Origin of the sequence: Desulfovibrio sp. (genome assembly GCF_018379785.1) — a bacterium.
Classification (GTDB): Bacteria; Desulfobacterota; Desulfovibrionia; order Desulfovibrionales; family Desulfovibrionaceae; genus Desulfovibrio.
This window is the reverse complement of record NZ_JAGZUV010000013.1, coordinates 35,565-59,125: the sequence shown is the minus strand read 5'-3', so window position 1 is coordinate 59,125 and position 23,561 is coordinate 35,565. Positions and strand designations below refer to the sequence as shown.

General features: G+C 59.4%; 17 protein-coding genes. 4 read left to right on the top strand and 13 right to left on the bottom strand.

Features of this window, described 5'->3' with window-relative positions:
• The 7 genes from pseB to rfbB form a co-directional block, all read right to left on the bottom strand.
• Positions 1-727, bottom strand: a 727-nt coding sequence (gene pseB, locus KH208_RS04405; protein WP_291434176.1) for a UDP-N-acetylglucosamine 4,6-dehydratase (inverting), incomplete at its 3' end; no start/stop codon positions are given.
• A 161-nt stretch (positions 728-888) separates the two neighbouring features.
• Positions 889-2,472, bottom strand: coding sequence for a hypothetical protein (locus KH208_RS04400; protein ID WP_291434174.1), 1,584 nt, complete (start codon positions 2,470-2,472; stop codon positions 889-891).
• 15 nt (positions 2,473-2,487) lie between these two features.
• Positions 2,488-3,426 carry a glycosyltransferase family A protein gene (locus tag KH208_RS04395; protein WP_291434173.1) on the bottom strand — a complete coding sequence of 313 codons (939 nt, stop codon included), beginning with the start codon at positions 3,424-3,426 and terminating at the stop codon, positions 2,488-2,490.
• Between the two features lie 81 nt (positions 3,427-3,507).
• Positions 3,508-4,647, bottom strand: coding sequence for a glycosyltransferase (locus tag KH208_RS04390; RefSeq protein WP_291434171.1), 1,140 nt, complete (start codon positions 4,645-4,647; stop codon positions 3,508-3,510).
• 12 nt (positions 4,648-4,659) lie between these two features.
• Positions 4,660-5,205 carry a dTDP-4-dehydrorhamnose 3,5-epimerase gene (gene rfbC / locus KH208_RS04385; RefSeq protein WP_291434169.1) on the bottom strand — a complete coding sequence of 182 codons (546 nt, stop codon included), beginning with the start codon at positions 5,203-5,205 and terminating at the stop codon, positions 4,660-4,662.
• A gap of 10 nt (positions 5,206-5,215) precedes the next feature.
• Positions 5,216-6,091: a glucose-1-phosphate thymidylyltransferase RfbA gene (gene rfbA / locus KH208_RS04380; RefSeq protein WP_291434167.1), complete on the bottom strand. Its 876-nt coding sequence runs from the start codon at positions 6,089-6,091 to the stop codon at positions 5,216-5,218.
• Positions 6,092-6,103: 12 nt separating this feature from the next.
• Positions 6,104-7,183 (bottom strand): dTDP-glucose 4,6-dehydratase, encoded by a 1,080-nt coding sequence (gene rfbB / locus KH208_RS04375; protein ID WP_291434165.1) that lies wholly within the window; start codon positions 7,181-7,183, stop codon positions 6,104-6,106.
• A 224-nt stretch (positions 7,184-7,407) separates the two neighbouring features.
• Here rfbB and KH208_RS04370 point away from each other — a divergent pair, with 224 nt between their 5' ends.
• Genes KH208_RS04370 through KH208_RS04360 form a run of 3 tightly spaced genes read left to right on the top strand, consistent with a single transcriptional unit; the run spans position 7,408 to position 9,199 of the window.
• Positions 7,408-7,554: a hypothetical protein gene (locus KH208_RS04370; RefSeq protein ID WP_190276387.1), complete on the top strand. Its 147-nt coding sequence runs from the start codon at positions 7,408-7,410 to the stop codon at positions 7,552-7,554.
• On the top strand, positions 7,514-8,620 hold the full coding sequence (gene cfa / locus KH208_RS04365; RefSeq protein ID WP_291434161.1) for a cyclopropane fatty acyl phospholipid synthase: 1,107 nt from the start codon (positions 7,514-7,516) through the stop codon (positions 8,618-8,620). Before KH208_RS04370 ends, cfa begins: the two co-directional genes overlap by 41 nt.
• A gap of 30 nt (positions 8,621-8,650) precedes the next feature.
• Entirely contained in the window at positions 8,651-9,199 is a 549-nt protein-coding gene (locus KH208_RS04360) for an O-acetyl-ADP-ribose deacetylase (protein WP_291434159.1), read from the top strand.
• 114 nt (positions 9,200-9,313) lie between these two features.
• On the opposite strand, the gene KH208_RS04355 is transcribed toward KH208_RS04360, so the two are convergent.
• From KH208_RS04355 to KH208_RS04330, 6 genes are all read right to left on the bottom strand, one after another.
• Positions 9,314-10,612 (bottom strand): TRAP transporter large permease, encoded by a 1,299-nt coding sequence (locus tag KH208_RS04355; RefSeq protein WP_291434157.1) that lies wholly within the window; start codon positions 10,610-10,612, stop codon positions 9,314-9,316.
• 11 nt (positions 10,613-10,623) lie between these two features.
• Positions 10,624-11,094: a TRAP transporter small permease gene (locus KH208_RS04350; protein WP_009301521.1), complete on the bottom strand. Its 471-nt coding sequence runs from the start codon at positions 11,092-11,094 to the stop codon at positions 10,624-10,626.
• Positions 11,095-11,321: 227 nt separating this feature from the next.
• Complete coding sequence (locus tag KH208_RS04345) at positions 11,322-12,404, bottom strand: DctP family TRAP transporter solute-binding subunit (RefSeq protein WP_291434153.1); 1,083 nt, start codon at positions 12,402-12,404, stop codon at positions 11,322-11,324.
• A gap of 76 nt (positions 12,405-12,480) precedes the next feature.
• Complete coding sequence (locus tag KH208_RS04340) at positions 12,481-13,452, bottom strand: hypothetical protein (protein WP_291434152.1); 972 nt, start codon at positions 13,450-13,452, stop codon at positions 12,481-12,483.
• 245 nt (positions 13,453-13,697) lie between these two features.
• The gene (gene pbpC / locus KH208_RS04335; protein WP_291434150.1) at positions 13,698-16,040 is read right to left on the bottom strand and encodes a penicillin-binding protein 1C; all 2,343 of its coding nucleotides are present in this window, start codon (positions 16,038-16,040) and stop codon (positions 13,698-13,700) included.
• Positions 16,033-21,888 carry an MG2 domain-containing protein gene (locus KH208_RS04330; RefSeq protein ID WP_291434148.1) on the bottom strand — a complete coding sequence of 1,952 codons (5,856 nt, stop codon included), beginning with the start codon at positions 21,886-21,888 and terminating at the stop codon, positions 16,033-16,035. The genes pbpC and KH208_RS04330 overlap by 8 nt, the downstream gene beginning before the upstream one ends.
• Positions 21,889-22,200: 312 nt before the next feature.
• Between KH208_RS04330 and KH208_RS04325 the strand changes: the two genes are divergently transcribed.
• Positions 22,201-23,556 carry an MATE family efflux transporter gene (locus tag KH208_RS04325; protein WP_291434146.1) on the top strand — a complete coding sequence of 452 codons (1,356 nt, stop codon included), beginning with the start codon at positions 22,201-22,203 and terminating at the stop codon, positions 23,554-23,556.
• Positions 23,557-23,561 lie beyond the last annotated feature (5 nt).

The following is a 23,561-nucleotide window of genomic DNA, read 5'->3' as shown; positions in this document are numbered from 1 at the left end:
GTGCAATGGCTTCGGCCAGATCTGTGATCTTCATACTCGGAATCTTGGGCACCAGAATTTCTCCACCTCCGGCCAACTCAAAAGAGCGCAGCACCATATGTACGGACTGCTCCAAGGTGATCCAGAAGCGGGTCATGCGTGTATCCGTAACAGGCAGGGGCCCTCCTTCGTTCTTTTTTTTGATAAAGAAGGGGATGACGCTACCGCGGCTGCCCATGACGTTGCCGTAGCGAACAACGGAATATACAGTATCGCAGGCGGTATAGGCGTTGGCGGCGATAAAAAGTTTGTCCGAACAGAGTTTTGTGGCTCCGTAAAGATTGACCGGGGCCACGGCCTTGTCGGTGGAAAGAGCTACCACCTTTTTTACCCCGCAGTCCGCCGCCGCATTGACGATATTTTCCGCGCCGCCCACATTGGTGTGGATACACTCCGTAGGATTGTACTCGGCGGCGGGAACCTGTTTGAGCGCTGCAGCGTGAATAACGTAATCTACACCGCGAAAAGCCCGGTATAGGCGTTCTTTGTCGCGCACATCACCGATAAAGTAGCGCATACATGAGTATCGCTCTGGGGGAAATAGTTGCGCCATTTCAAACTGCTTGAGTTCGTCGCGGGAAAAGATGATCAACCTCTTCGGTGCATATGACCGCAGCAAAATTTCCGTACATTTCTTGCCGAAAGAGCCGGTACCGCCGGTAATAAGAATGGATTTACCGTTGAACATATCTTTCTACTTCCAATCCGGCCATGTCACCGGGTTGTATTTCTTTTCTGCTGCCGCGCAATACAGTTATATATTTGGTGCGGAGGTGATATCTATGGATAAATATTCATGTAGACGCAGTGACACGTACTCGCTGGAGTGAGATAGTGAACAAAGAAGCCTCAGGATATAAAATATTGATCCATATAGGCGTCGATCCATACATTTTCCGCATCTTGATCGGGAAGTTGCATGCTTTTATCAACATAGTCAAAGGCAATTTCCTCATCTTGAAGAATCTGGTCCGAAAGTTTGTTCAAAACGGGACAGCGCGCATTTTTGATATCTTCTACCCGCCGAAAAAGAGCGCGTACCGTATGCGGCGAGGTTTGTTTAATCATTTCAAATGGAATATTACTGCGGAACAACTTAACGTATCGATAGCGCAGGCTGCGGCGAAAGCACTCTTTCAATTCTTCCCGCGAGATATCTTTTTCATGAAAACGATGGAGGATATTTTTCATGGCTGTCTTGCTGTCAGCCACAAATATTCCTTGATTTTTTGTTATGTATTTGTGGAAGGCCATGCTTGGTTTGCCTCTGTGGAGCATCTCAGCTGCGCAGGTGCTACAAGCCACCAAGCCGACCTCGGCAAGTTTCATGAGCTGGTAGGTGTTTATCGCATCATCCGCTGCGATGGTGGTGACGTTTACATGGTTGCGGTGGCGTAAAAAAGATGTGAGCTTGTCAACTAAGGGCACCCGTTTGGTTCCCTTTGCGCCACTATTGGGGTGCATGCGTATAACCAGGTGCACGTCGGAAAATTTAGTCACTATTTGGATGATAGTTATGAGACCATCCAACTGAGTTGGGAAGTCTGGATATTCATAGCCCTTGAATGCGGCCATTTCATCGTCGGAAGAGACGAAAAAGGCCCAGACACGCTTGCCCGGCTCAATGCCCAAACTGGTACGCAAGTCAGCATGTTCTATTTGTGGTGAAAATCTGTCCCAATTGAGACCGGCGCTCCCTTTTTCCGCTTGCAGCATGATGGATTGGGTTTTTTCCAATTGTTCCGGGGTCAGGGGCAACATCAGCAATTTTTCTGGAGGGCGTATATCCATGGGGTGCAGTTGTGAAGACGGATCGTGGCGGACCACACGCATGAAATCGGGTCGGCTGCCCCTCTCGTGCAGGTAACAGGTAATCCCCTTGGACTCCGCCATATCCAGCAGTATACAGCCAGGCAGAAAACGCCCGTTGAACATGAGCACGCGGTCGTACCGTCCTTGCAGCAGCAGACGTTCCAGGGCCAAAGTCGTTTCCAGAGCAGAAACAAGCAGGCTCCCGTACACACGAACGTGCGTTTCATTATGCCAGTCGAAGGTGTTTTCCCGCAAAAAGCTGATGAATGTTGAGAAGACCCAGCGTCCTAAGTCTTTGCCCGCATAGCTGGCGTGTGGATATTCCTCGGGAGAAAGGCTCTCCACAAAGGCTTTTGCTGTAGCGTGGTCATCCGCATGGGCAAAACGGCTCAACCAGATGTAAGGCATGTTTTTTTCTGCAGCAAAAGCGGCGGATATTTGTTGGCAATAGGCGCAATTAGCCTTTCCATGAAGATACAGGTAGCAATAATCACTGGAAATATCGCAAAATACATATATAATATTGCAGCCTTTTTCTCTCAAAGACTGTAAGATGCACATTTCAATATATCCATGTAGATCCCACGCTGCGGAAAAAGGGGCAAAACAGAGAATGTTCAAGCGGCTGCTCCTGTTTTAATGGTTTCCCGGAACATGGCTTCGCCGTTGCAGCATGTCGACTTGGAAAAGCTGTGCAACGCGACGAGATACTTCGGCCTCCAGTGCGGAGTGAGATGTCAAGGGGCGGCGGGCATTGGCTTCCAATAACTTATTGCCATATAGAGCGCATTGGGCAGGCGTGACGCCCAGCGCTTGCGCATTGCAGAATAAAAGAGCGAGATGGCATCTCATGTTCTCTGTACTGGGTGGCAATCCCAGTTGTTCCAAAATCCTGGCGCGCACCACGTTTGCATTACGGAATTGTTTGTCTACATACAGCGGGCGGGGCTCAACGCTAAAACGATAACGCACTAATGGTTCTGGAATATTTGCAAACACAGCTGTGGAAACTGTTAGGAGGTCAGCCCAGAGTCCATAATCCTCTGTAGGAGGGAGAGAAGGGTTATACCATTTGTTTTCATTAGTAAGAATAGATTTGCGCAGCATGGTGGTTGGATGAAATATACTGCAGTCAAAAAATAGGGCTGCGCGAATAGCATCGTTGTTTTGTGGGTGCTGTAAGCATTTTCCACTATTGTATATAAGCATGTCGCCGCCCAATATTTGAACTTCGGGGTGCGCTTGCAGAAAGGCAGTTTGCAACGCCAGTCTTACCGGCAGTGCATGATCATCGGCATCCATTACAGCGATAAGAGGGGCACGGGCCGCCATAATGGCCCGGTTACGGGAAATGGAGCGTTCCTTGTTTTCAGGGTTGCGTAAAAGCCGGATGCGCGAATCCGTACGTCGCCAGCGCTCTAAAATTTCAGCAGTATTGTCTGTGGATGCATCATCTACAATAATGAATTCAAAATCAGAAAATGTCTGTTCACAGATGCTTTTCAAGCATTCATCCAAATGTTCTTCTCCATTATACACGGACATAATTACGGATACTTCAGGGAGTAGTTTCATATGCTTCTCTTGTATTCACAAATGTATATAACTTGAAAGAAGCAGCCTTTTTTAGTGGAGAGTGCAAACGGGGAGCGCTGATTAGCGTTCGCAGATGATACTGCTTCTTTTGACCGTTGTCTGCATTCGCTCATAGTCGCAACACAGCCGGGGGAAGAGCTGCTTCTGTCTGGTACCCAACTCGCGCTTGCTCAGGCTGGCCAGCTTCGCGTGGCGAGTTGCAAGAAAACCTGCCGCTTTTTCAAGAGTACGGCAGAAATGAGCGGCAAAGCCACCGGCCCGCAAGAAATATTCGCCAACGAAGTAGCGTTCCGCCAGAATCAGATGGGCATCTTCTATCTTCGTCTGCGCTGCAAGCGCAGCGGTCCTCAGTATGGCTTTGGACGATTCGTCCAGCAGTTTTAGAGCGAACTGAGGCGCGCTTGAGTAGAGTCCGCAGGCGCTGCAGATGGTTCCGGCGGCGTGCGCCAGCCAGCCGTAAAATTTTCCGGCCCGGGGAAAATCCGGTCTGGTTTCCAGCAGCATGCTGATTTTAAAACGAATAGCGGCATCATGGGCCAACTGTCGTGGCATCTGGCTGGTCATGCTTTGGCCGTGCTGCCGGTAAATGACCAAGCCTTCGGGATTGACTCCAAAACGTTTGCCCAGAGCGGCGCAACGCAGCCAATAGTCCTGATCTTCACAGGCCTTGAGGTCAGGATCAAAAAAACCGATTTCCTGTGCGGCGTTGGCGCGCAGCATAAAGGTATGCACTGGAGAAATGTTGCTGTGGCAGAGGTGCATATCCAGATGTGCGCATTTGAGAGGCCACAAATAATTTGCCTCAGAACCGTCCTTATTTTCAAAGGTTTGAAGGCTCAGGCAGACGCTGACGTCCAATTCCGGATGGGCTGCAAAATTGTCCAGATGGCTTGCCAGCGTTCCGGCGGTCAGTAGGTCGTCAGCATCCAAAAAAACAAGATAATCACCTTTAGCGGCCCGGATTCCTGTATTGCGCGCCGCTGAAAGCCCCTGATTTTCCTGATGAATATAGCGAATAGCCGACCCCAGACCTTGAGCCACGGCAGCAGTGTCGTCCGTGGAACCGTCGTCCACGACAATGATTTCTACTGCCAGCCCGTCTTTTTTCTGACCTAACACGCTGTTGACGGCGTCGGGCAAGAAACGGCCGTAATTGTAGCAGGGGATAATGACTGAAATGAGGCACGGCGTGCTTGTCATATTCATTTCCTGTCAGCGATATTTAGGACAATCCCCGAAGGCAAGCCCTTCCCGGTCTTTGGCGGAGACGACAAGGGCTTCGGCGAGCAAGGGCCACGTAATGCCGGGAACTGGATCATCCCAACGCAGACAGTATTCGTCATCAGGCGCGTAATACGTTGTGCACTTGTATACGAATTCGGCCTCTGAGCTCAGCACCAGAAAGCCGTGCGCAAAGCCGGGCGGCACCCAGAGCATATGGCGATTCGCATCATCCAGCAGGGCGGCGAAGCTTTGGCCGAACGTGGGCGAGGAAACGCGCAGATCAACGACTACATCGTAAACTTGCCCTTGAATCACCCGCACCAGTTTGCCCTGCGGCTGCCGGAGTTGATAGTGCATGCCGCGCAGGACGCCTTGCCGGGACTTGCTGTGATTGTCCTGAACAAAAGCATGTGAGCCGCATTGGGCCTCAAACTCATTCTGACGAAAGGTTTCCATAAAAAAACCGCGTTCGTCGCCGTGGACAGCGGGAACCATCAGCACGGGCCCGCCGGGAGCCAGCATTTTGAATTCCATGTTTTTTCCTTCAGCGTGTCCGCAGCAGGCGCAGCAGGTATTGCCCGTAACCGGTTTTGGCAAAAAAATGCCCGGCCTGTTCCATGGCCGCGTCGTCTATCCAGCCCTGCCGCCAGGCGATTTCTTCCAGGCAGGCGACCTTGAGCCCTTGGCGTTCCTCAATGGTCTGGACATAGGCCGAGGCTTCCAGAAGGCTGGTGTGCGTGCCCGTATCCAGCCAGGCGAAGCCGCGTCCCAGTTTTTCCACGCGCAGTTGGCCGCATTCAAGATAGGCTTGGTTGACGCTGGTGATTTCCAGTTCGCCGCGCGCCGAGGGAAGGATCTTCTTGGCGATGTCCACGACGGCGTGGTCGTAAAAATATAGTCCTGTGACGGCAAAAGGCGACAGCGGTTTGGCCGGTTTTTCCACAATGGCCGTGGCCTTGCCCGCATCGTCAAAGCTCACCACGCCGAAGCGTTCGGGGTCTTTGACCATATAGCCGAAAATGGTGGCTCCCTGTCGCCGGGAGGCGGCGCGCAGCAGTTTTTCGGTGAAATGCTGGCCGTGAAAGATATTGTCGCCCAGAATCAGGCAAACCGGCGACGACTCAAGAAAGCGCTCGCCGAGGAGAAAGGCCTGGGCAATGCCTGCGGGCTCGGGCTGCACGGCATAACTCAGACGCAGTCCGAAACGGGAACCGTCCCCCAGCAGGCGCTGGTACTGGGGCAGGTCCAGGGGCGTGGAAATGACCAGTATTTCCCTGATGCCCGCCAGCATAAGCACTGACAGGGGATAATAGATCATGGGTTTGTCGTAAATGGGCAAAAGCTGTTTGGACACGCCCAAGGTAATGGGGTGCAGGCGCGTGCCCGTGCCGCCGGCCAGAACAATGCCTTTGTAGTCCATGCCTCCCTCTCCTCAGACCCGGGTGCCCAGGCGTTCGCAACGGTAACTGCCGTCCAGCACGGCCCGCCACCAGGTTTCATTGTCGAGGTACCAGCGCACGGTTTTGCGCAGGCCGGTGGCAAAACTTTCGCGCGGCCGCCAGCCCAGTTCCGTAGCGATCTTGGAGGCGTCAATGGCATAGCGACTGTCATGGCCGGGCCGGTCGCGCACAAAGCGGATCAGATCCGCATAGCGGCTGACTCCCGTCGGTTTTTGAGGCGCCATTTCTTCCAGAAGTTCGCAAATGGCGCGCACCACGTCGATATTCTTTTTTTCGCAGTGCCCGCCCACGGCATACGTTTCGCCCACACGCCCGCGCGCCAGCACCAAGAGCAGAGCGCGCACGTGATCCTCCACATGGAGCCAGTCGCGGATCTGGCCGCCGTCGCCGTATACAGGCAGTTCCCGCCCGGCCAGGGCATTGAGAATGGTCAGAGGAATCAATTTCTCCGGGAATTGACGCGGCCCGTAATTATTGGAGCAATTGGTCACCAGAGTGGGCAGGCCGTAAGTCCGCTGCCAGGCCCGCACCAGATGGTCCGAGGCCGCCTTGCTGGCCGAGTAGGGCGAACTGGGGGCATAGGGCGTCTTTTCTGTAAAAAAACTCTCGCCGCCGCTCAGGTCGCCGAAAACCTCATCCGTGGAAATATGATGGAAACGAAAATCCCGAGCCTTGGGAGAATCCGAGGCGGTCAGGGTTTTCCAGTAACGGCGGGCCTCTTCCAGCAGGACAAAGGTGCCGTGCACGTTGGTTTCCAGAAAGGCCGCCGGGCTGTCAATGGAGCGGTCCACATGGCTTTCCGCCGCCAGATGCATGACCGCGTCCGGCTCAAAAATTTCAAAGGCCGCGCGCATGGCCGCAGCATCCGCGATGTCGGCCTGGATGAAATTATAACGCGGATTGTCCGCCACATCGGCTAGGGAGGCCGGATTGCCGGAGTAGGTGAGTTTGTCCACATTGACCACGCGCCAAGCGCTGGCCGAAAGCATCTCGCGGACTACAGCCGAGCCGATGAAGCCCGCGCCGCCCGTAACCAGAAGAGTATGTGCCATCAATTCATCCTGTGGGACAGAAGCGTAGTGATATGTCCGAAGTAATAGCAAAATCCGTTCCGCAAGGCAAAGTTCGCCGCGTACCCCGTAGCCTTTTGTTATGCACAAGTGCAAGGCCGTAAATTTTTTATTTAACTATAATAAATAATAAGGTATTTTTAGAACATGCGCCTCTTGTCAACAGGCGCGGATGGGGATACTTCAAAAGAAGTATAAGGTAATATATGAAAAAGCTGTTGCCCCTGACCTTCTTTTTGTTTCCGCTGTTCTTTTTCGGCGGCGGCTTTTTGACAATACAGAGCGGCGGAAAAAGCATTTGGAGCCATAACCATGACAGAGTCGGTCATCAAGGAGATGCTGGCCAAGATTGACGTACAGATAAACGGATCCCGACCTTGGGATATTCAAATACATAACCATCACCTTTGGGGCCGGGTCATCCGTCAGGGCAGCCTGGGCCTCGGCGAAGCCTATATGGAAGGCTGGTGGGACTGCCAAGCTCTGGACCAGCTCTTTTGCCGGATTATGCGCGGCGACCTGGAAAAGCATTTCCGGCTGACCCTGCCGGTCTTGCTGGGCATTGCCGCCTATGCCTTGCGCAATTTGCAAAGCATGGCCCGAGCCCGCATGGTGGCCAGAGGGCATTATGACTTTGACAACGATATGTTTGAAGCCATGCTCGATCCATTCATGCAGTATAGTTGCGGTTATTGGGAACATGCCGACAGCCTGGAGCGGGCCCAGCAGGATAAAATGGAGCTGATCTGCCGAAAATTACAGTTAAAGCCGGGTATGCGCGTCCTGGACATCGGCTGCGGCTGGGGCGGCCTGGGTCGCTATATGGCACAGCACTATGGTGTGCATGTGACGGGCGTCACGGTTTCCTGGGCTCAGGCCCAATATGCCGAAAGCCACAGCCAGGGCCTAGACGTGGAGTGGCTGCTGAAAGACTACCGCTCCCTGATCGGCAAGTATGAGCGCATTGTTTCCGTAGGCATGTTCGAGCATGTGGGACACAAAAACTATGCCGTGTTCATGGATTCGGCCCGTCATCTGCTCCGTGAGGACGGCCTTTTCCTGCTGCACACCATCGGCGCCAATCAGAAACGTCTTTCCGTGGACCCGTGGATTGAAAAATATATCTTCCGCAACGGCATCCTGCCCAGTATTGCCGAGATCGGCAATGCCATTGCCGGACGCTTTGTCATGGAAGACTGGCATAATTTCGGAGCCGATTACGACAAGACTCTGATGGCTTGGGCTGAGAACTTCAAGCGAGGACGGGAAGTGGGAAAATTCTCCTGCTCGGAAAGCGTGTTCCGCATGTTCCGCTACTATTTGCTGAGTTGCGCCGGGGCATTCCGCGCGCGTGATCTGCAATTGTGGCAGATCGTACTCAGCCCGCATGGAGCCGTGGGAGGATATCGTCGGCCCTGAAGCCGCAATACCATGTCGAAAGGAAATTATATGGAAAAGGCCGCGCAACGTTTGCGTATTATGGAAGGCGACATTACCCGCCAGGCCGTGGATGCCGTTGTCAATGCCGCCAATGAAGGCCTGCTGGGCGGAGGCGGCGTGGACGGAGCCATTCATCGTGCCGCCGGGCCGGAACTCCTGGCCGCCTGCCGTCCTCTGGGCGGTTGTCCCACGGGCGAGGCCAAAGTTACGCCCGGCTTTCGCCTTCCCGCGCGCTATGTCATCCACACTGTGGGGCCGGTTTGGCGGGGCGGCAGGCACGGCGAAGCGCGTTTGCTGGCCTCGGCGTACCGGCGCTCTCTGGAAGAGGCCGTGGGCGTCAAGGCGCGGGTTGTGGCCTTTCCGGCTATTTCCACCGGGCTTTACGGCTATCCTGCACGGGAGGCGGCTCATATCTCCGTGGGCACGGTGCTGGATTTCCTGAGCGATCATCCGGAACTGGACGAGGTGCGGCTGGTTTGTTTTTCCCCGGCTTCCCGCATGGCCCATGAAGAAGCGTTACGGGAATGCCTCGGTATATGTAGCGATTCGCCTTTGTAAAACGCTGACGCCGCGCATGAGGATATTCCCACGGCAAAGCCGCCGTCCGGATTCCGGACGGCGGCTTTGCCGTGCCTGGGCATGCCACCTGTTAAATGCTGCGGAGGATTCCGGCTACGACAGGCCGAGCAGTTGCGGCAGGAATGTGGAAAGCCGAGGGAAGAGCACGATGACGACCAGGGCCAGCAATGCCGCGAAAATCAGCGGCAGGGCCGGTTTGCTGATCTGCTCCATGCTCAGGCCGCTGATGTTGGCCCCCACATACAGATTGACCGCTACGGGCGGCGTGACTTGTCCCACGGCCAGGTTGACCGTCATCATGATGCCGAACCAGATGGGATCCCAGTGAAAGTGGGCCATGATGGGGAGCATGAAGGGCAGAAAAACGTAATAAATGGAGATGGCGTCCAGCAGCATGCCTGCCAGCAGCAGGATGATGTTGATCATCAGCAGCACAACCCACTGGTTGTCCGACAGGGAGAGCAGCACGGCCGAACCTTTTTCCACCAGGCCCACGGTGGAGGCCACCCAGGAATAAAGGCCCGCGCAGGTCACCACAATCATGACCACGGCTGTGGCCCGCATGCTGGCGGAAAAAATTTCGAACAGCATGTTCAGGCTGTTGATGGTGCGGTAAATGAACACGCCCACGAACAGGCCATAGAACACGGCCACAGCCGCGGCCTCGGTGGGCGTGAACACGCCGCCGTAAATGCCGCCGAGAATGACCACAGGCGTCATTATGCCCCAGAAGGCCTCGCGCAAGGCCTTGCTCACCAGCTGGCCGCGCTTTTCGCCCCGGTAGCCCTTTTTGCGCGAAATGATCAGCACCGCGCCCATGATGAACAAGGCCACAATGACGCCGGGGATAAAGCCCGCCGCGAACAGCGCCGGTACCGAGACATTGGCCACGCCGCCGTAGACGATGAAGGCGATGCTCGGCGGAATGACGATGGCCAGACCCGAGGTCACGGAAACCGTGGCCGCGGCAAAGGCTTTGTCATAGCCCGCCATGGCCATGCCGGGGATCAGAATCAGGCCCAGCGCGGCCACCGTGGCCGGGCCGGAGCCGCTTACCGCGCCCCAGAAGGTAGCCACGGCCACGGTGGCCACGGCCAGGCCGCCGGTCATGGAGCCGGTCAGGGCTTCCATCAGGGCCACAATGCGCGCAGCGATGCCCGCGCGCTCCATGATATAGCCCGCCAGGATGAAGAAGGGGATGGCCAGGAGAGGAAATTTGGCGATGCCCGCGAAAAAGTTGTAGGAGAGCATGCTGAAGCCCATATCCCACTTCCAGACGACCACAAGGGCCGCAAAACCCAGGGAAAGGGCGATGGGCACCCTGAGCAGCAGGGGGATCAGAAAGAGCGTGAGCAGCCAGAATGCAGGGTCCTGAAACAGGGTAGTTTCCATAACGGCCCTCTCTAGTAGTTGCCCGAGCGCAGATCGGCGCAGGACCGTTGCAGCATGCGGAAAATAATCAGCAGGGAAAAGAGCGGCGTGGCAATGGTGTACCACCAGACCGGAATGCCCAGGGATTCGGAAATGGATTCCAGATCGTACTCGTCCAGCACTTCCAGCGTGCCGGTCCAGCACAGTGCCCCGAAAAAGGCGATGCAGAGCAGCATGCCGAGCCAGTAGCAGATCCGGCGCGCGTTGCGCGGCAGTGCGTCATAGAGCAGGTTCATGCCCAGATGGCTCCCTTCCCGGAAAGAGCGCGCCGTGCCCAGCAGTACCACCCAGACAAAAAAATTGACGGTCAGTTCCTCGGTCCAGGCAAAGGAAAAAGACGTGCAGTAGCGCACGATCACATTGATGAACGCGATGCTCACCATGACCGCCAGCAACAGCGAGCCGAGAAGTTCCTCAAAGCGCGTATCCAGAAAACGCAACATCATGCTCTCCGCATTCCGGCGCGGATGCCGGAGCAAAGGCCCGTTCGCGAACAGGCGCTGAGCTTCGGCATCCGCCCGACTCTTTAGAGCATTTTCACTTTGAAACTGCTCTAACGCCGCACACGGTGCGGCGCGCCGCGAAGCGGCGTGGATTCTGGTGAAAACCACGTTTTTCGCCAGAATGCCGACTTTGAAATTTGTAAAATTTCAAAGTTAATCTGCTCTAGTTACTTGGCGGCGGCCATGTCCTCTTCAGCGGCTTTGACCAGATCCGGGCCGATCTTGGCGGTCCAGTCCGCGCGCACCTTTTGGGTGGCCTCGTGGAACTTGGCGATCTGTTCCGGGCTCAACCGGGTGACGACCATGCCCTGTTGTTCCATGAAGGCGTAGGGCTCGGTCACTTCCGGCAGTTTGCCGATGCTCTTCAGGTAGGCCAGGGAAGAGCCGTCGTCCATGCCCAGACGGGAAAGCGCCTTGCCGTATTTTTCGGTTTCCGCAGCGCATTCCAGAAGCAGTTTCTGGTCCTCGGGGCTGAAGCTCTTCCAGACCGTGGGGTTCACGCCCATGAGCAGCGGGTCGATGATGTAGTGCCAGTCGCAGTGGTACTTGTGATAATCCCAGATTTTCAGAGGGATATTGATGCCGTTGGTGGGATTTTCCTGTCCGTCCACCACGCCCTGCTGGAAGCCGGTGGTGGCTTCGCTCCAGTTCATGTTCACGGGATTGGCGCCCAGAGCACGGAAGGTCTCAATGAAGATGGGGCTGCCCACCACCCGGATCTTGAGTCCGCTCATGTCCTCGGGCTTGCTGATGGGGCCCTTGCTGGTGGTCATTTCGCGAAAACCGTTCTCGGCCCAGCCGATGATCTTCACGCCCTTTTTCTCAATGGCGTCAACCATCATCTTGCCGGATTTGCCCGCCATGACGGCGTCCATGGCCTTGTAGCGGTCCGGCTGCACGGCCAGGAAGAAGGGCAGGGCCGTGAGGTTCAGTTCTTTGATCTGGGGGGACCAGTTGATGGTCGAAGCCAGGGCGAAGTCAATGGCCCCGTTGCGCAGCATCAGGAATTCCGAGGTCTGTTTGCCCGCCAGCAGTTGACTGGAAGGATAGACCTTGATGTTGATGCGCCCTTGGGAGCGGTCGCGCACAAGGGCGGCGAAATACGCGGCGGTCATGCCCCAGCCGGACGTGGCGCCGGGCACCACGCTCAGTTTGTATTCGGCTTTGTAGGGGGCCGCCGGGGCCGGGAACGGCGCGGCCAGCAGACAGGCGCAGAGCGCCAGGGCGCTCCGGAGCAAACAGCGTTTCATCAGTAAAACCTCCTCTGAAGATATACGCGGTAAAATCAAACATTTTATCGCGGGATCGACTGCGGCGCACCGGGCGTCAGAGCCGCGGCAGGACCAGAAGCAAAGCGGGCAGCACCGCCACCAGAGCCAGGGTGCTGAAAATCCAGCAGGCATTGGCCAGATCCAGATCCAGACGGAACAGGGACGGCGGCACCAGCGCGGTCATGGCCACGGGCATGGACGAGAGCACGGCCACCACTTTCAGGGGCAGGCCGTTGTCGATGGTCCCGTAACCGACGGCCTTGGCAATGCCGGTGATCAACAGCGGCACGCCGATGAATTTTATGGCGCACACGGCAAGGCTCTGGCGGGTATAGCGGGCCAGGCGCGACAGCCGCAGGCTCAGACCGATGGCAAACAGAAAAAGCACGGTAGCCAGAATCATGAAGCCGGAGGCCAGATGACCGCAGAATTCCGGACGGGGCACATGCAGCAGATTAAGCGCGATGCCGAGCAGAAGGGCGCTGAGCACCACTTTTAAAATGGGATCAAAGCGCAGGTTGCGGAAGGAAAGCCGCCGGCCGTCGTTCTCCCGGCTGTACCAGCGGGCGATGGGAAAGGAAACACTGAAATAAAACAGTTCCTCGCAGAGCCGGTACAAGGCCACCAGAGCGATGGCGCTTTCGCCGAGAAAGAGCACGCAGACCAGCGAGCCCACGGCGCCGATATTGGTGAAGGTGCCGCAGCAGTAGAGGCTGCCGGTCTGAGCCCGGTCCAGCCTGAGCCAATGGGCGAAAAGCAGCGAGAGCGCGCCGCCCCAGATCCAGGCGACAAGGCCCAGTAGGGGCAGGGCCAGCAGGCGCGTGTCCGGCGAGGGCAGGCCCCAGAGGGAGAGCATGGCCGAGATGGGAATCAGCACAAAGACCGCCGCTGTCTGCAGGCGCTGGCGCGCAACGGTCATGGTTTCCTCGGAAAGACGGACGCGCCCGGCCGTGACGGCGTGCCGGAAGGCATAGCCCGCCGCCAGGCTGACGAAAATGATCCCGAGAGTGAGCAGCAACCTGTCCATGAAAAACCGGCTCCGGCCATTACAACATTTTGCGTTTGAAATGTGTAACATTTCAAACTCTACGCCGCCCGTGTGCCGCGGGGTCCGCTCACGCGGCCGCCAGGGCAATCCGCATTTGGAATGAGTAGTTGCCCTGGTGCGGAAGTTTCCCCAAAGGGTTCTGGAACAAAAGGGGAAACAGAATATGGTCTCGGCCAATCCTTGTCAAAGCAAACAGACGGACGACGTACGCTCATGGTGGGAACTCACTCAGGGAGACTCTCCGCCACCACCCGCACGCTGCTCGCCCGGCCCAGGTCGTCAACGGCCGTGAGCCGGGTGACGCCCGGCGCGGCCTGCCAGAGCAGCGGTTCGTCCGGCTCGCTGCGGCCTAGATAGCGCGTACCCGCGAACCAGTAGACGCAGCCCGCGTCGGCGTCCGCGTCAGCCAGCAGAGGGATTTTTTGCGGATGTTTGAGGCTCGTCGCATAGACCAGGCCCGGTTTGGGCGAAGAAATCAGCGGGGCGCGGCCGGGAACCTGCCAGGGGATATCCGTCTCGCGGCACTCCGGAGCCAGAGGCGGGGCCGGGAGCTTGCGTACGCCGGCCTGACTGAAAAGACGGCGCAGGTCGGCAGGCCAGAATTCCCAGACCACTTCGCGGGTGCGGCCCGCTATGGCCCGGCACTGACGAAAGCCCGTGGCGTCGTCTACCAGGATGCGCCGCAGAATGCCCGAATCGCGGATGGGCGAGACGCCGGGGATGAACCAGGTGCCGGTCTGGCGCGATGGTTCCGGGCAGAGGCTGAGATCCGTATCGCCCGTGGCCGCGCAGACGGCGATGCGGCGGATGTTCAACCCCTCGGCGTCGGCGGCCGGATCCGGCAAAGCGCCGGCCGGGTTCAGGGCCTCAAGGGAGCGCCGGATGCTGAAAAAAATGGGGGCCGCCGCGTGCAGGCCGTTGAAGCCGTGATTGGCCGCGCCGTCAAAACGGCCCACCCAGACCACCAGGACATAAGGTCCGAAAATCCCGGCGGTCCAGGCATCGCGCAGGCCGTTGGAAGTGCCGGTTTTCCAGTAGGTCGGGGTGCGGTCAAAGCCTTGGGGCGACGGGGCGCGCAACATTTGCAGAGCCACAAAGGCCGCTTCGGGCTTGAGCAGGGGGAGTGGCCCGGTCGCGGGTTCGTCTCGCCGGAGCACGGGCGAGCGCCAGATGCCCCGGTTGGGCAGCAGAGCATACAGTCCGGCCAGCTCGCGCATGCTCACTTCCCCGCCGCCCAGAACCAGGGCCAGGCCGTAATGCTCCGGTCCGTGCTCGAAATGCACCCCGGCTTTGTCCAAAAAACCGTACAGGCCCGGCGCGGGCAACCGGCTGGCCAGGGCGATGGCGGGGATGTTGCGACTGCCCAGCAGGGCCCTGCGCGCGCTGATGGGACCGCGAAAGCCGCCGTCGGCATTTTCCGGCTCATAGCCTTTGAACGCGCGTGGCGTGTCGGAAAGCAGGGTTTCCGGATGGATCAGTCCCTCCTGCAGGGCCAGGGCGTAAATAAAGGGTTTCAACGTGGAGCCGGGCGAGCGCCGCGCCGCCGTGCCGTCCACCTGCCCCTGGATGGCGGCGTTGAAATAATCGGCTGATCCGGCCAGGGCGAGGATCTCACAACTGCGCCAATCCAGCAGCAGGGCGGCGGCATTGTCCATGCCCCACAGCCGTCCGGCCTCCACGGCACGGCGTAACTGGCCTTCCAGCAGGCGTTGCAGGCCGAGATCCAGAGTGGTGGAGATACGGCCTTGGGGCAGGTCGCTTTCGGCCAGCAGGCTGTCCACGGCGTGCGGCGCGGCAAAGGGCAGCTCTGAAAGCGCATGCACCCGCAAAGGCACATTGGGCAGTCCCTGGTCGGCGTCTTGCGGATGAGCCTCGCGCCGGATTTTGTCCAGGCGCGCACGGGCCAGGGACAAAGCGCGGCCCCGGCTTGCCAGGGGATTGCGCGCCGCCGGGTGCTGGGGCACCGGTACGAGGGCCAGAATTTCGGGCAGGCTGAGTTCGGCGGCCTCCTTGTGGAACCAGATGCGCGCCGCCGCGCCCACGCCTTCCACATTGGCGCCGTAGGGCGCAAGATTGAGGTAGGCTTCGAGAATTTCATCCTTGCCGTAATGCCGTTCCAACACCAGAGCCTGCCATATCTGGCGCAGTTTGCCGGGGATGCTGGCCGTGGAGAACTTTCGGGTCAGGCGCACCACCTGCATGCTGATGGTGGAGCCGCCCATGCGGCGGCCCCCGAGAGCCATCTGGGCCACGGAACGCAGCAGGGCCAGCGGATTGACGCCGGAGTGGCGATAAAAGGAACGGTCCTCATAGAGCAGGGTGGCTTCCATGAGTTCCGGGGGCATGGCCGTCAGAGGCGTGAAAATACGGTATGCGCCGTCCGGGGCCAGGGTAATGCGCAGCACGCGGTCCCGGCGGTCCAGAAAAACGCGCGAGAAGCCCGTCTTGCCGTAAAGGTCTGGCCTGGGCGCGGCATACAGCGCCAGCACAAATGCCAGCGCCGCGCAGCAGAGCGAAAGCGGGAGGCCGACAAGGACCAGCCTCCCGCCCGGACGCCGTTTACTCATCAATGACGATCTTCTCCGGCAGGCTCAGGGCCCGGGCTTCCGGGTCGTACATGGCTTCGGCCTGCACGGGCGGCCAGGTAAATTCGCCCCGGCCCGTGATCTTGACCCGGTAGCGGAAAACCCGCTCGCTCGTCGCCAGATCCGTGAAAATCAGCATCCGGTCTTCCCGGCGTTCGGCATAATCGGGCTCCATGTCCCGGTCCTCGTGGACGCTTCCCTGATTTGTGGCCAGTTCCGCGCTTTCTCCGCTCTGGCTGACCACAAATTCAAAGCAGCCGGGCAGCATGTCCACAAGGGCGATATTCTCCCGCTCTCTGTCAAAGGCGCGGGCAATGACAGCTACCACCACCTCGTCGCCCTGCCGGGGGGCTGTGACGGGATCGCCTTCGGGCGTGCGCAGTTCGCGCCGTATGCTGAGCCCTTTGCTGACGGCCTGCGTGGGCAGATCCCGCCCGAAGCCCACGTTTTCCAGTTGCCAGAAAAAGGGCGCGTCCGCCGTGAAGCTCAGCCCGGCCAGTTGCTCCAGCAGCGCGCGGGAGGGCGCGCCGCTTTCGCTGTCAAGGGCCAGGGCGCGCACGCCCTTTCCCTGAAGCGGCGGCAGAGCAAGCGTCCGGCCTGTCTGATCCAGCCCGCTGACCGAGGCCTGCGCCAGCCCGGCGTCCAGGCTCCGGCTGTACGCCATCAAGGCCCTGGCCGCCTGCGCCGCCGAGATGGTCGTATAGCGCTGTTGCGCCGCCAGGTCGAAGATGTCGTCGAGCATGTCCTGGGCCTTCTGCCCCCGGAGTTCCTCCGGGAATTGTCCTGCCAGCACCGTAAGAAACAGGGCGCGGGAGCTCAGGCCGTCGAAAGGATAATCCGCCCGGAAGGATTTCGCGGCCTCGGGACGGTATCCCCTGATCAACTCTCCGGCCAGTTTGTCTTCCTTCATCAGTTTCCAGCTGCCGGCCATGAACACGGTGGTCAGGTCATTGCGCCACTGCTCCGGCCCATAGCGCTCCAGCCAGGCCGAGAGTGTGGCCAGGATGTTGCTGGTCAGTACGCCGTTGCGGGTCAGCACCCATGTCGCATACGCCTTGACGCGGGCGTCTTCCAGACTGTCGGGGCTTTGCATGGCCTCCTGTTCCAGAGCGGCCAGGAATCCTTTGTCCAGACCACCGGCCAGAGAGAGGCCCGCCGCTCTGGCGGTGGTCAGGAAGTCCGCCGCATAGGCGGAAAGGAAGAGATCGCCTCTGCCTCCGCCGGGCCAGGTCGCGAAACGCCCTTCATCCAGCTGTCGGGCCTGAAGCATCTGCATGGTTTCCAGCATCCAGGCACGGATTTTTTGTGGCGTGTAGCGGGCGTCAGGCGGCGTCAATTCGGGCCGGGCCAGAAGCGCCAGGTCGGGAAAAGCCGCGCTGAGGCGTTGCTCCGTGCAGCCGTAAGGATACGCGGCCAGCCAGCGCATCAGGCCGTGGGCCAGCGGCAACGGCAGGGCGGAGATGGAGGCGCGCAGTTCCGCGAACTGCGGATAGAGCCGGCGGGACGACTTGGCCTCGGCCGTGTACGGGGCCTGTCCGACCCGGCCCAGAAGCACGTCGGTGGAGCGCGGCAGCGCGGGCCGGATGGAAAGGCCCATGGGCCGCGCCACCGTTTCGCCGGGCTGGCCGGGCAGGGGCGTGGCAATAAAGCTCAGCATATGCCCTCCCGGCAGGTCTTCGGCCCGGAAGCGCAGGCGCACGGTCTGTTGCCGCGCCGGTTTAAGGTCCAGGGGCTCGGGCAGGGCGTCCAGCAGCGTGCAGCCGCCGTCGCTCCGCACGCCAAGGGCCACCCGGCGCGCTGTGTCCTCCTGACCCTCCGGACGCTCCAGCATGTCCGTCAGGCTGACGGAGGCCTCAAAGACATCGCCCGGCGTCACGAAAAGCGGCAGCATGGGTTGGATGACGACTTCGGCCCTGGACACGGCCTCGGTCCGGGCCGCGCCCACGGCTCCGGGCGCGCAGCCCACGGCCATGATCCGCAGTTTGCCGTTGAATTGCGGGGGCACCGGGATCTGGACCAGGCTTTCCTCGGGCCCCACGTCAAGCACGCCGGACCAGAAGACCATGGGCGCTTCGCCGGGCCTGTGGAACGGGTTCTGTCCCAGAGCGGCTTGTTGCTCCAGCGGTGCGGGTTTGGCTCCCTCGCCGCCGCCGAAGGCCGAAATCATGCCGCGCAGGTGGCGGTATTCCGGCATCAGCAGGTCGAAATACTGATAGGTGTCCACCTCCAGGGCCCGGTCGCCCAGCAGTGCCCGCAGGGGGTCGGGCGTGGCGTAGGAGGTGAGCTGCAAAATGCCTTCGTCCACGGCGAAGACAATGGCTTTGGACGGTTGTTCGGCGCGCACCCGCACGGGAAGGGTCTGCCCCGGTCTGACCACCTGGCTTGCCGCGCGCGCTGCGTCCGCTTCGGTGCGCACGCTCAGGCTCAGATCGCGTCCCCGCATATTGATGCTGAACGGCAGCACCACGCCGGCCATGGGTTGGGTAAAGATATCCGCGTCGTCCACAGACCGGAAATAGGTGATATTGCAATATACCCGGCCTTCAGTCCCCCTGGGCAGGGTCAGGCGCTGCACGCTCTGTCCGGCCTGGGCTGTGAACCAGGTTTCAGCCAGCACGTCTTCCCGCTCCACCGTAATCAGACCCGCGCCTTTGTAAGGCGTGTTCAGGGCTATTTCCACGGTCTCGCCCGGGGCATAGTCCTGTTTGCTGAGTTTTGCGGTAAGCCTGGCCTCGTGTTCCTCGCCCAGGCGCGCCTGGGCCGTACCGGCTACTTCGTAGGGCACCCGCAGGACCAGATTGCCGGTCTTGTCGCGGGCTTCCAGCAGATGCGGGCCCGGTTCGTCCAGGCGCAGGTCCACAACCGCCTTTTTGTCCATGCGAAGTTTTTGCGTGCCCAACGGCTTGCGCCGGGGCAGATTCTGATAGCGGTACTGTCCCTGGCCGTCGCGGGTCAGACTGCGCGTATAACTGATGCCCACAAAGCTCAGCTCCAGCTCTCCCAGGTCCACGGTGGCGAGTTTATGGTCCACGGCCAGCAGGTCCAGCCGGGCTTTGCCGTGCTGAGGCAGATAGTTCAGGTCGGCGTCGCTGCGCCAGCCCACGACTGATTCCAGAGGCGAAAACAGCAGGGAGGCGTCGGCCATGACGCTGCGCCCGCCGCCGGCGTCCATGCCTTCGGCCAGGGCGCTCAATCGGAAGGTGGACTTCTCGTAGCCCGCCAGACCCAGGGCGAACACGGCGTCCCCCTGGTCGTCGGTCTGCCGGACCGGCATTTCCGTTGAGTGGTCGTTCAGACTCCGGGCCGCATTGTAAAAATTGTAGTCGGCATATTCGCGGAAGTGAAACGCCGCAGGCGCGAAGTGTACTTGCAGTTTGACGTCGTGGCCCACAGCGGGTGCGCCGAAAAGGTTGACCAGATTTACCCGCGCGGACAGACCGTTTTCCTGATCCTTTTCCGGTCCTTGTTCCAGATCCTGGGGCCGCAGCCAGCCCTTGCCCGCGCCGGGCGTGAGCCGTAGTTGCAGGCGAAGGGTTTCGGGCTGGAATTCCTCCACCATGACCCTGGACACGCGCAAAACTTCGCCGCGCTGTCCGTCGTCGGCGGTGCTCAGGCGCAATTCCCAAGGGCCGGTGGGGGCTGTTTCCTCCAGGGGGAAAGAAAGCTCGCCGAAACCTTCGGCCGTCAGCGTGATTTTTTTACTGGCCGCCTTGTTGCCGCGCGGATTGTACAGCGTGGCCCGCAACGGCAGGCCCGTAAGCTCCGTGGAGCCCCATTGCCCCTGTTTGACCAGATAGCCGAAATGCAGGCTCTCGCCGGGACGGTACATGCCGCGCTGGCTGAACAGGTAGGCGTTGATCCCCTGGTCGGAAAGCCGGTTGCCGCCCACGTCGAAGCGCGAATAATTGAGCTTGCGCGCATATTGCTCCAGAGGCAGGAAGGCCAGATCGCTTCCTTGAGCCGCCGCCAGGGCCAGCGGCCTCTTTTCGCGCGTGAAGCCCGCGAGAGAGGGCAGCACGGCCTTGCCGCGCGCATCGGTTCTGGCGCTGAACACAGGCAGGCCATTGGCTCCGATCACCCGGACATTCACATTGCCGCGCGGTTTGCCGTCGGCCAGGCTGACGGCATAGACCACACTTCCGCCCTGGGCGGAGGTCTTATGGATCAGGCCCAGGTCCGTCATCAGCACAAAGCGGTTTTCTTTACCCACGCTGTCGGCGTCGCGCCGGCCTGTGAGGCTGAGATAGAACAGGCCCTTCTGACCGTCGCGGAGCAGGGGCCGCAGATTGAGCGCGCTGAACTGGGCCGACATGGCGTCGCGCCGCTGCAGCGGCAGACTGCCCCGGCTGATGACGCTCAGATTGTCCAGATCCGGGCGGCTGCCGGTATAGGCTTGGTCATAATCGTAATTGTCGTAGTCCAGTTGATCCAGGTTGGCCAGCAGAAAGGTATTGAGAAATTCGGGCCGGATCTGGGCTACTTCATAGTCCACGGCATCCAGATTACGGCTGTAGATGGAAACCACGGCGTCGCCGGTCAGAGCCAGCACGCCGCCCTTCTGCATAATACGCAGGGCTTCGGGAAAGGCGGGCGTTCGCAGCAGCTTCCGGCTTTCCGCGCCGGAATGCAGCCCTGCGGCGCTGGTCAGGCCCTGCGGCAGGCACAGCAACAGGCTGCGGTCGGCCTCCAGGCTGTCGGCAATGGCGAAGAAAATATCCGTGGACGGCTTGTCCTCTTCATCGCCGGCTTGCAATGCGAGCCGGGGAGCCTGGGCGATTATTTCCGGGGTGAGCTGTTCCATGGTCCAGGCCGAAGCTTGTTGCGATTTTTTGTTTTCATCGCCATCTTCGTCTTCGTTGTCGGGCTGTCTTTGTTCCTCACTTTCCAGGCTTGGCGGCAAGAGGCGCACGTCCAGTTTGTCCAGAACCTCGGAAGGCTTGACCGGCAGAGAAAAATGCAGCGCAAGCACCATCTGCGCCCGCAGGTCGGGCCGGGTGGCGACGCTGAATTCAGCGGTATTCAGGGTGAACAGGTTGTCGATGGTGGGCAGGCGCACGAAAAAGTCCTCGCCCCTGGAAGGGGGGCCACCGTGCACCGCCGTGAAGCCCGGCGCCAGGGAGACGCGCAGGCCCGCGTCGTTTGCCGCCAGGCGCAGGACCGGCAGGCTGTAGTTCAGACGATCATCACCGTTGAAATGCAGCACGGGTTCGCCCAGCAACAGGCCTTCGCCCTGGGGAACGGCGCTGAAGCGGCTCTCCACGCCGGTTTTGTCCACAGGCGTATTGAAACGTATTTCGCCGCTGACGGCCATGGTTTTGAGATTTTCAGGATCAAATTTGAAGCTGCCCGTGATTTTTGCGCGCAGGGGCGCGCTGCGGAAGGCCACCGCGCCGGACACGGCTACGCGCGGCGGCAGGGCCCGGCTGATATCCACTTGGTAGGCCGTGTCCACGGGCCAGCCTTTTTCCGGGAAAAAGAGCAAGCGGTCTCCGCTCCATTCCCAGCGGCCAGGCATGGGTGGCGTGATCGTTACTTCGGGCGCGGGTCGTCTGCCGAAATTGCGCCGACAGACCGATTCGCCGTCCTCGCCGTAGGCATCCCGGCATTTTTGTTTGTCCATGCTGAAACGCAGTTCCAGCCTTTCCCGGCCGCCGGGTTGTTCCACCGGGCCTTCAAAATGCCAGTAACTGATCAGGCCGTTGACCTTGCGGGAGATCGGAACCTTGTATTCCGGCGTGGCCCAGGCGTTTCCAAAAGACAGAAGCAGCAGAAAAAGGGCGAATACAAGCCTGTTGCGCACAGTGCCGGAACAGAACACGGATGTGGACATGCGGACTCCCCGGAGGTGGAGGTGGGATAAAACTGTTTTTATTTTGAGCTTGCCTAAAGCCGCACTGTTGTCAAGTACGGGGCGGCCGTAGTGCAGGGCAGACGCATCTAATTCGTTAACTATTTGAAATTATTGATATATAATAAGATATATTGGTTATTCGTAGCAAATAATTTCAAATAGTTAGATGCTACGTGCGTCTGCCCTGGGCCGTGGTGCCGCAATGCTTGCGGGCGGCATGGTTCAGGTGGTAATTTGAAATGCCGCATTCGTCCGGTCGGATGCATCGGACATATTTATTGTGACGGGGATATGGCTAAAAATCTGACCCAGGGCAGACCGGCGAAGCTGATTTTTTTCTTCGCGCTGCCGCTCTTTATCGGCAATCTTTTCCAGCAGATCTACAATATGGCCGATACCCTGATCGTAGGGCGGACCATCGGGGTCACGGCTCTGGCGGGCGTGGGCAGCACCGGCAGCCTGCTGTTTCTGGTCCTGGGCTTTGTCATGGGCATGACTTCGGGTTTTTCCATTGTCACGGCCCAGTTTTTCGGCGCCTGCAACAAGGTGGGCGTGCGGCGCAGTTTTTGCGCCGGCATTCTGCTCAGCGCAGCGGTAGCGGTCGTTCTGACGGTCTCCGGCGTGCTGCTCTCACGCACGGCGCTGACACTCATGCTCACGCCGCCCGAGATCATGGAGGACGCCCACAGCTATATTATCGTCATTTCCTGGGGCATCGGCGCGGCCGTGCTCTTCAATCTGCTCTCCAACATGATCATGGCCCTGGGCGACAGCAAGACCCCGCTGTTTTTCCTGATTATCGCCTGCCTGCTGAATATTGTTCTGGATTTTGTCTTCATCCTTTACTTCAGGATGGGCGTGGCGGGCGCGGCCTGGGCCACGGTGCTGGCCCAGGTGGCGTCGGGTCTGCTCTGCGTGGGCTACATCCTCAACAAGCAGCCCCTGCTGCGGCCGCACGCCAAGGACTGGAAACTCGGCTTCAAGGATATCTGGAAACCCGTGCGCATCGGCCTGCCCATGGGCTTCCAGATGTCGGTCATCGCCGTGGGCGCGATTATTCTGCAGGCGGCCCTGAACAGCCTGGGCCCCCTGGCTGTGGCCGCCTACACCGCCGCTCAGAAAATCGACATGGTGGCCGTGCTGCCCATGATGTCCTTTGGTCTGGCCATGGCCACCTACACGGGACAGAACTACGGCGCGCGCAACCTGGAGCGCATCCGGCAGGGCGTGCGCCAGTGCTGTTTCATGTCCGTGGGCTTCAGCATCGCAATCGCCGTGGTCAATATCACGGGCGGGCACCATCTTATCGCGCTTTTCGTGGGTGACGGTCAGGAGCGGGTCATCCGGATGGGGCAGACTTATCTGGAGATCAGCGGTTGCATGTACTGGGTGCTGGCACTGCTCTTTATTTACCGTAATACCCTGCAGGGTCTCGGGCAAAGTCTGATCCCCACGCTGGCCGGGGTCATGGAGCTGCTCATGCGCGCGCTGGCCGCTGTGGTGCTGGCCGCCTGGTGGGGATTCAACGGGGTTTGCCTGGCCAATCCTCTGGCCTGGCTGGGGGCCGCGTTGCCTTTGGGCATCGCCTATTACGCGAGTATGCGCCGTCTGGTACGCGAGGGCCTGCCGCCGTCCGATGCGGCCTGACAAGG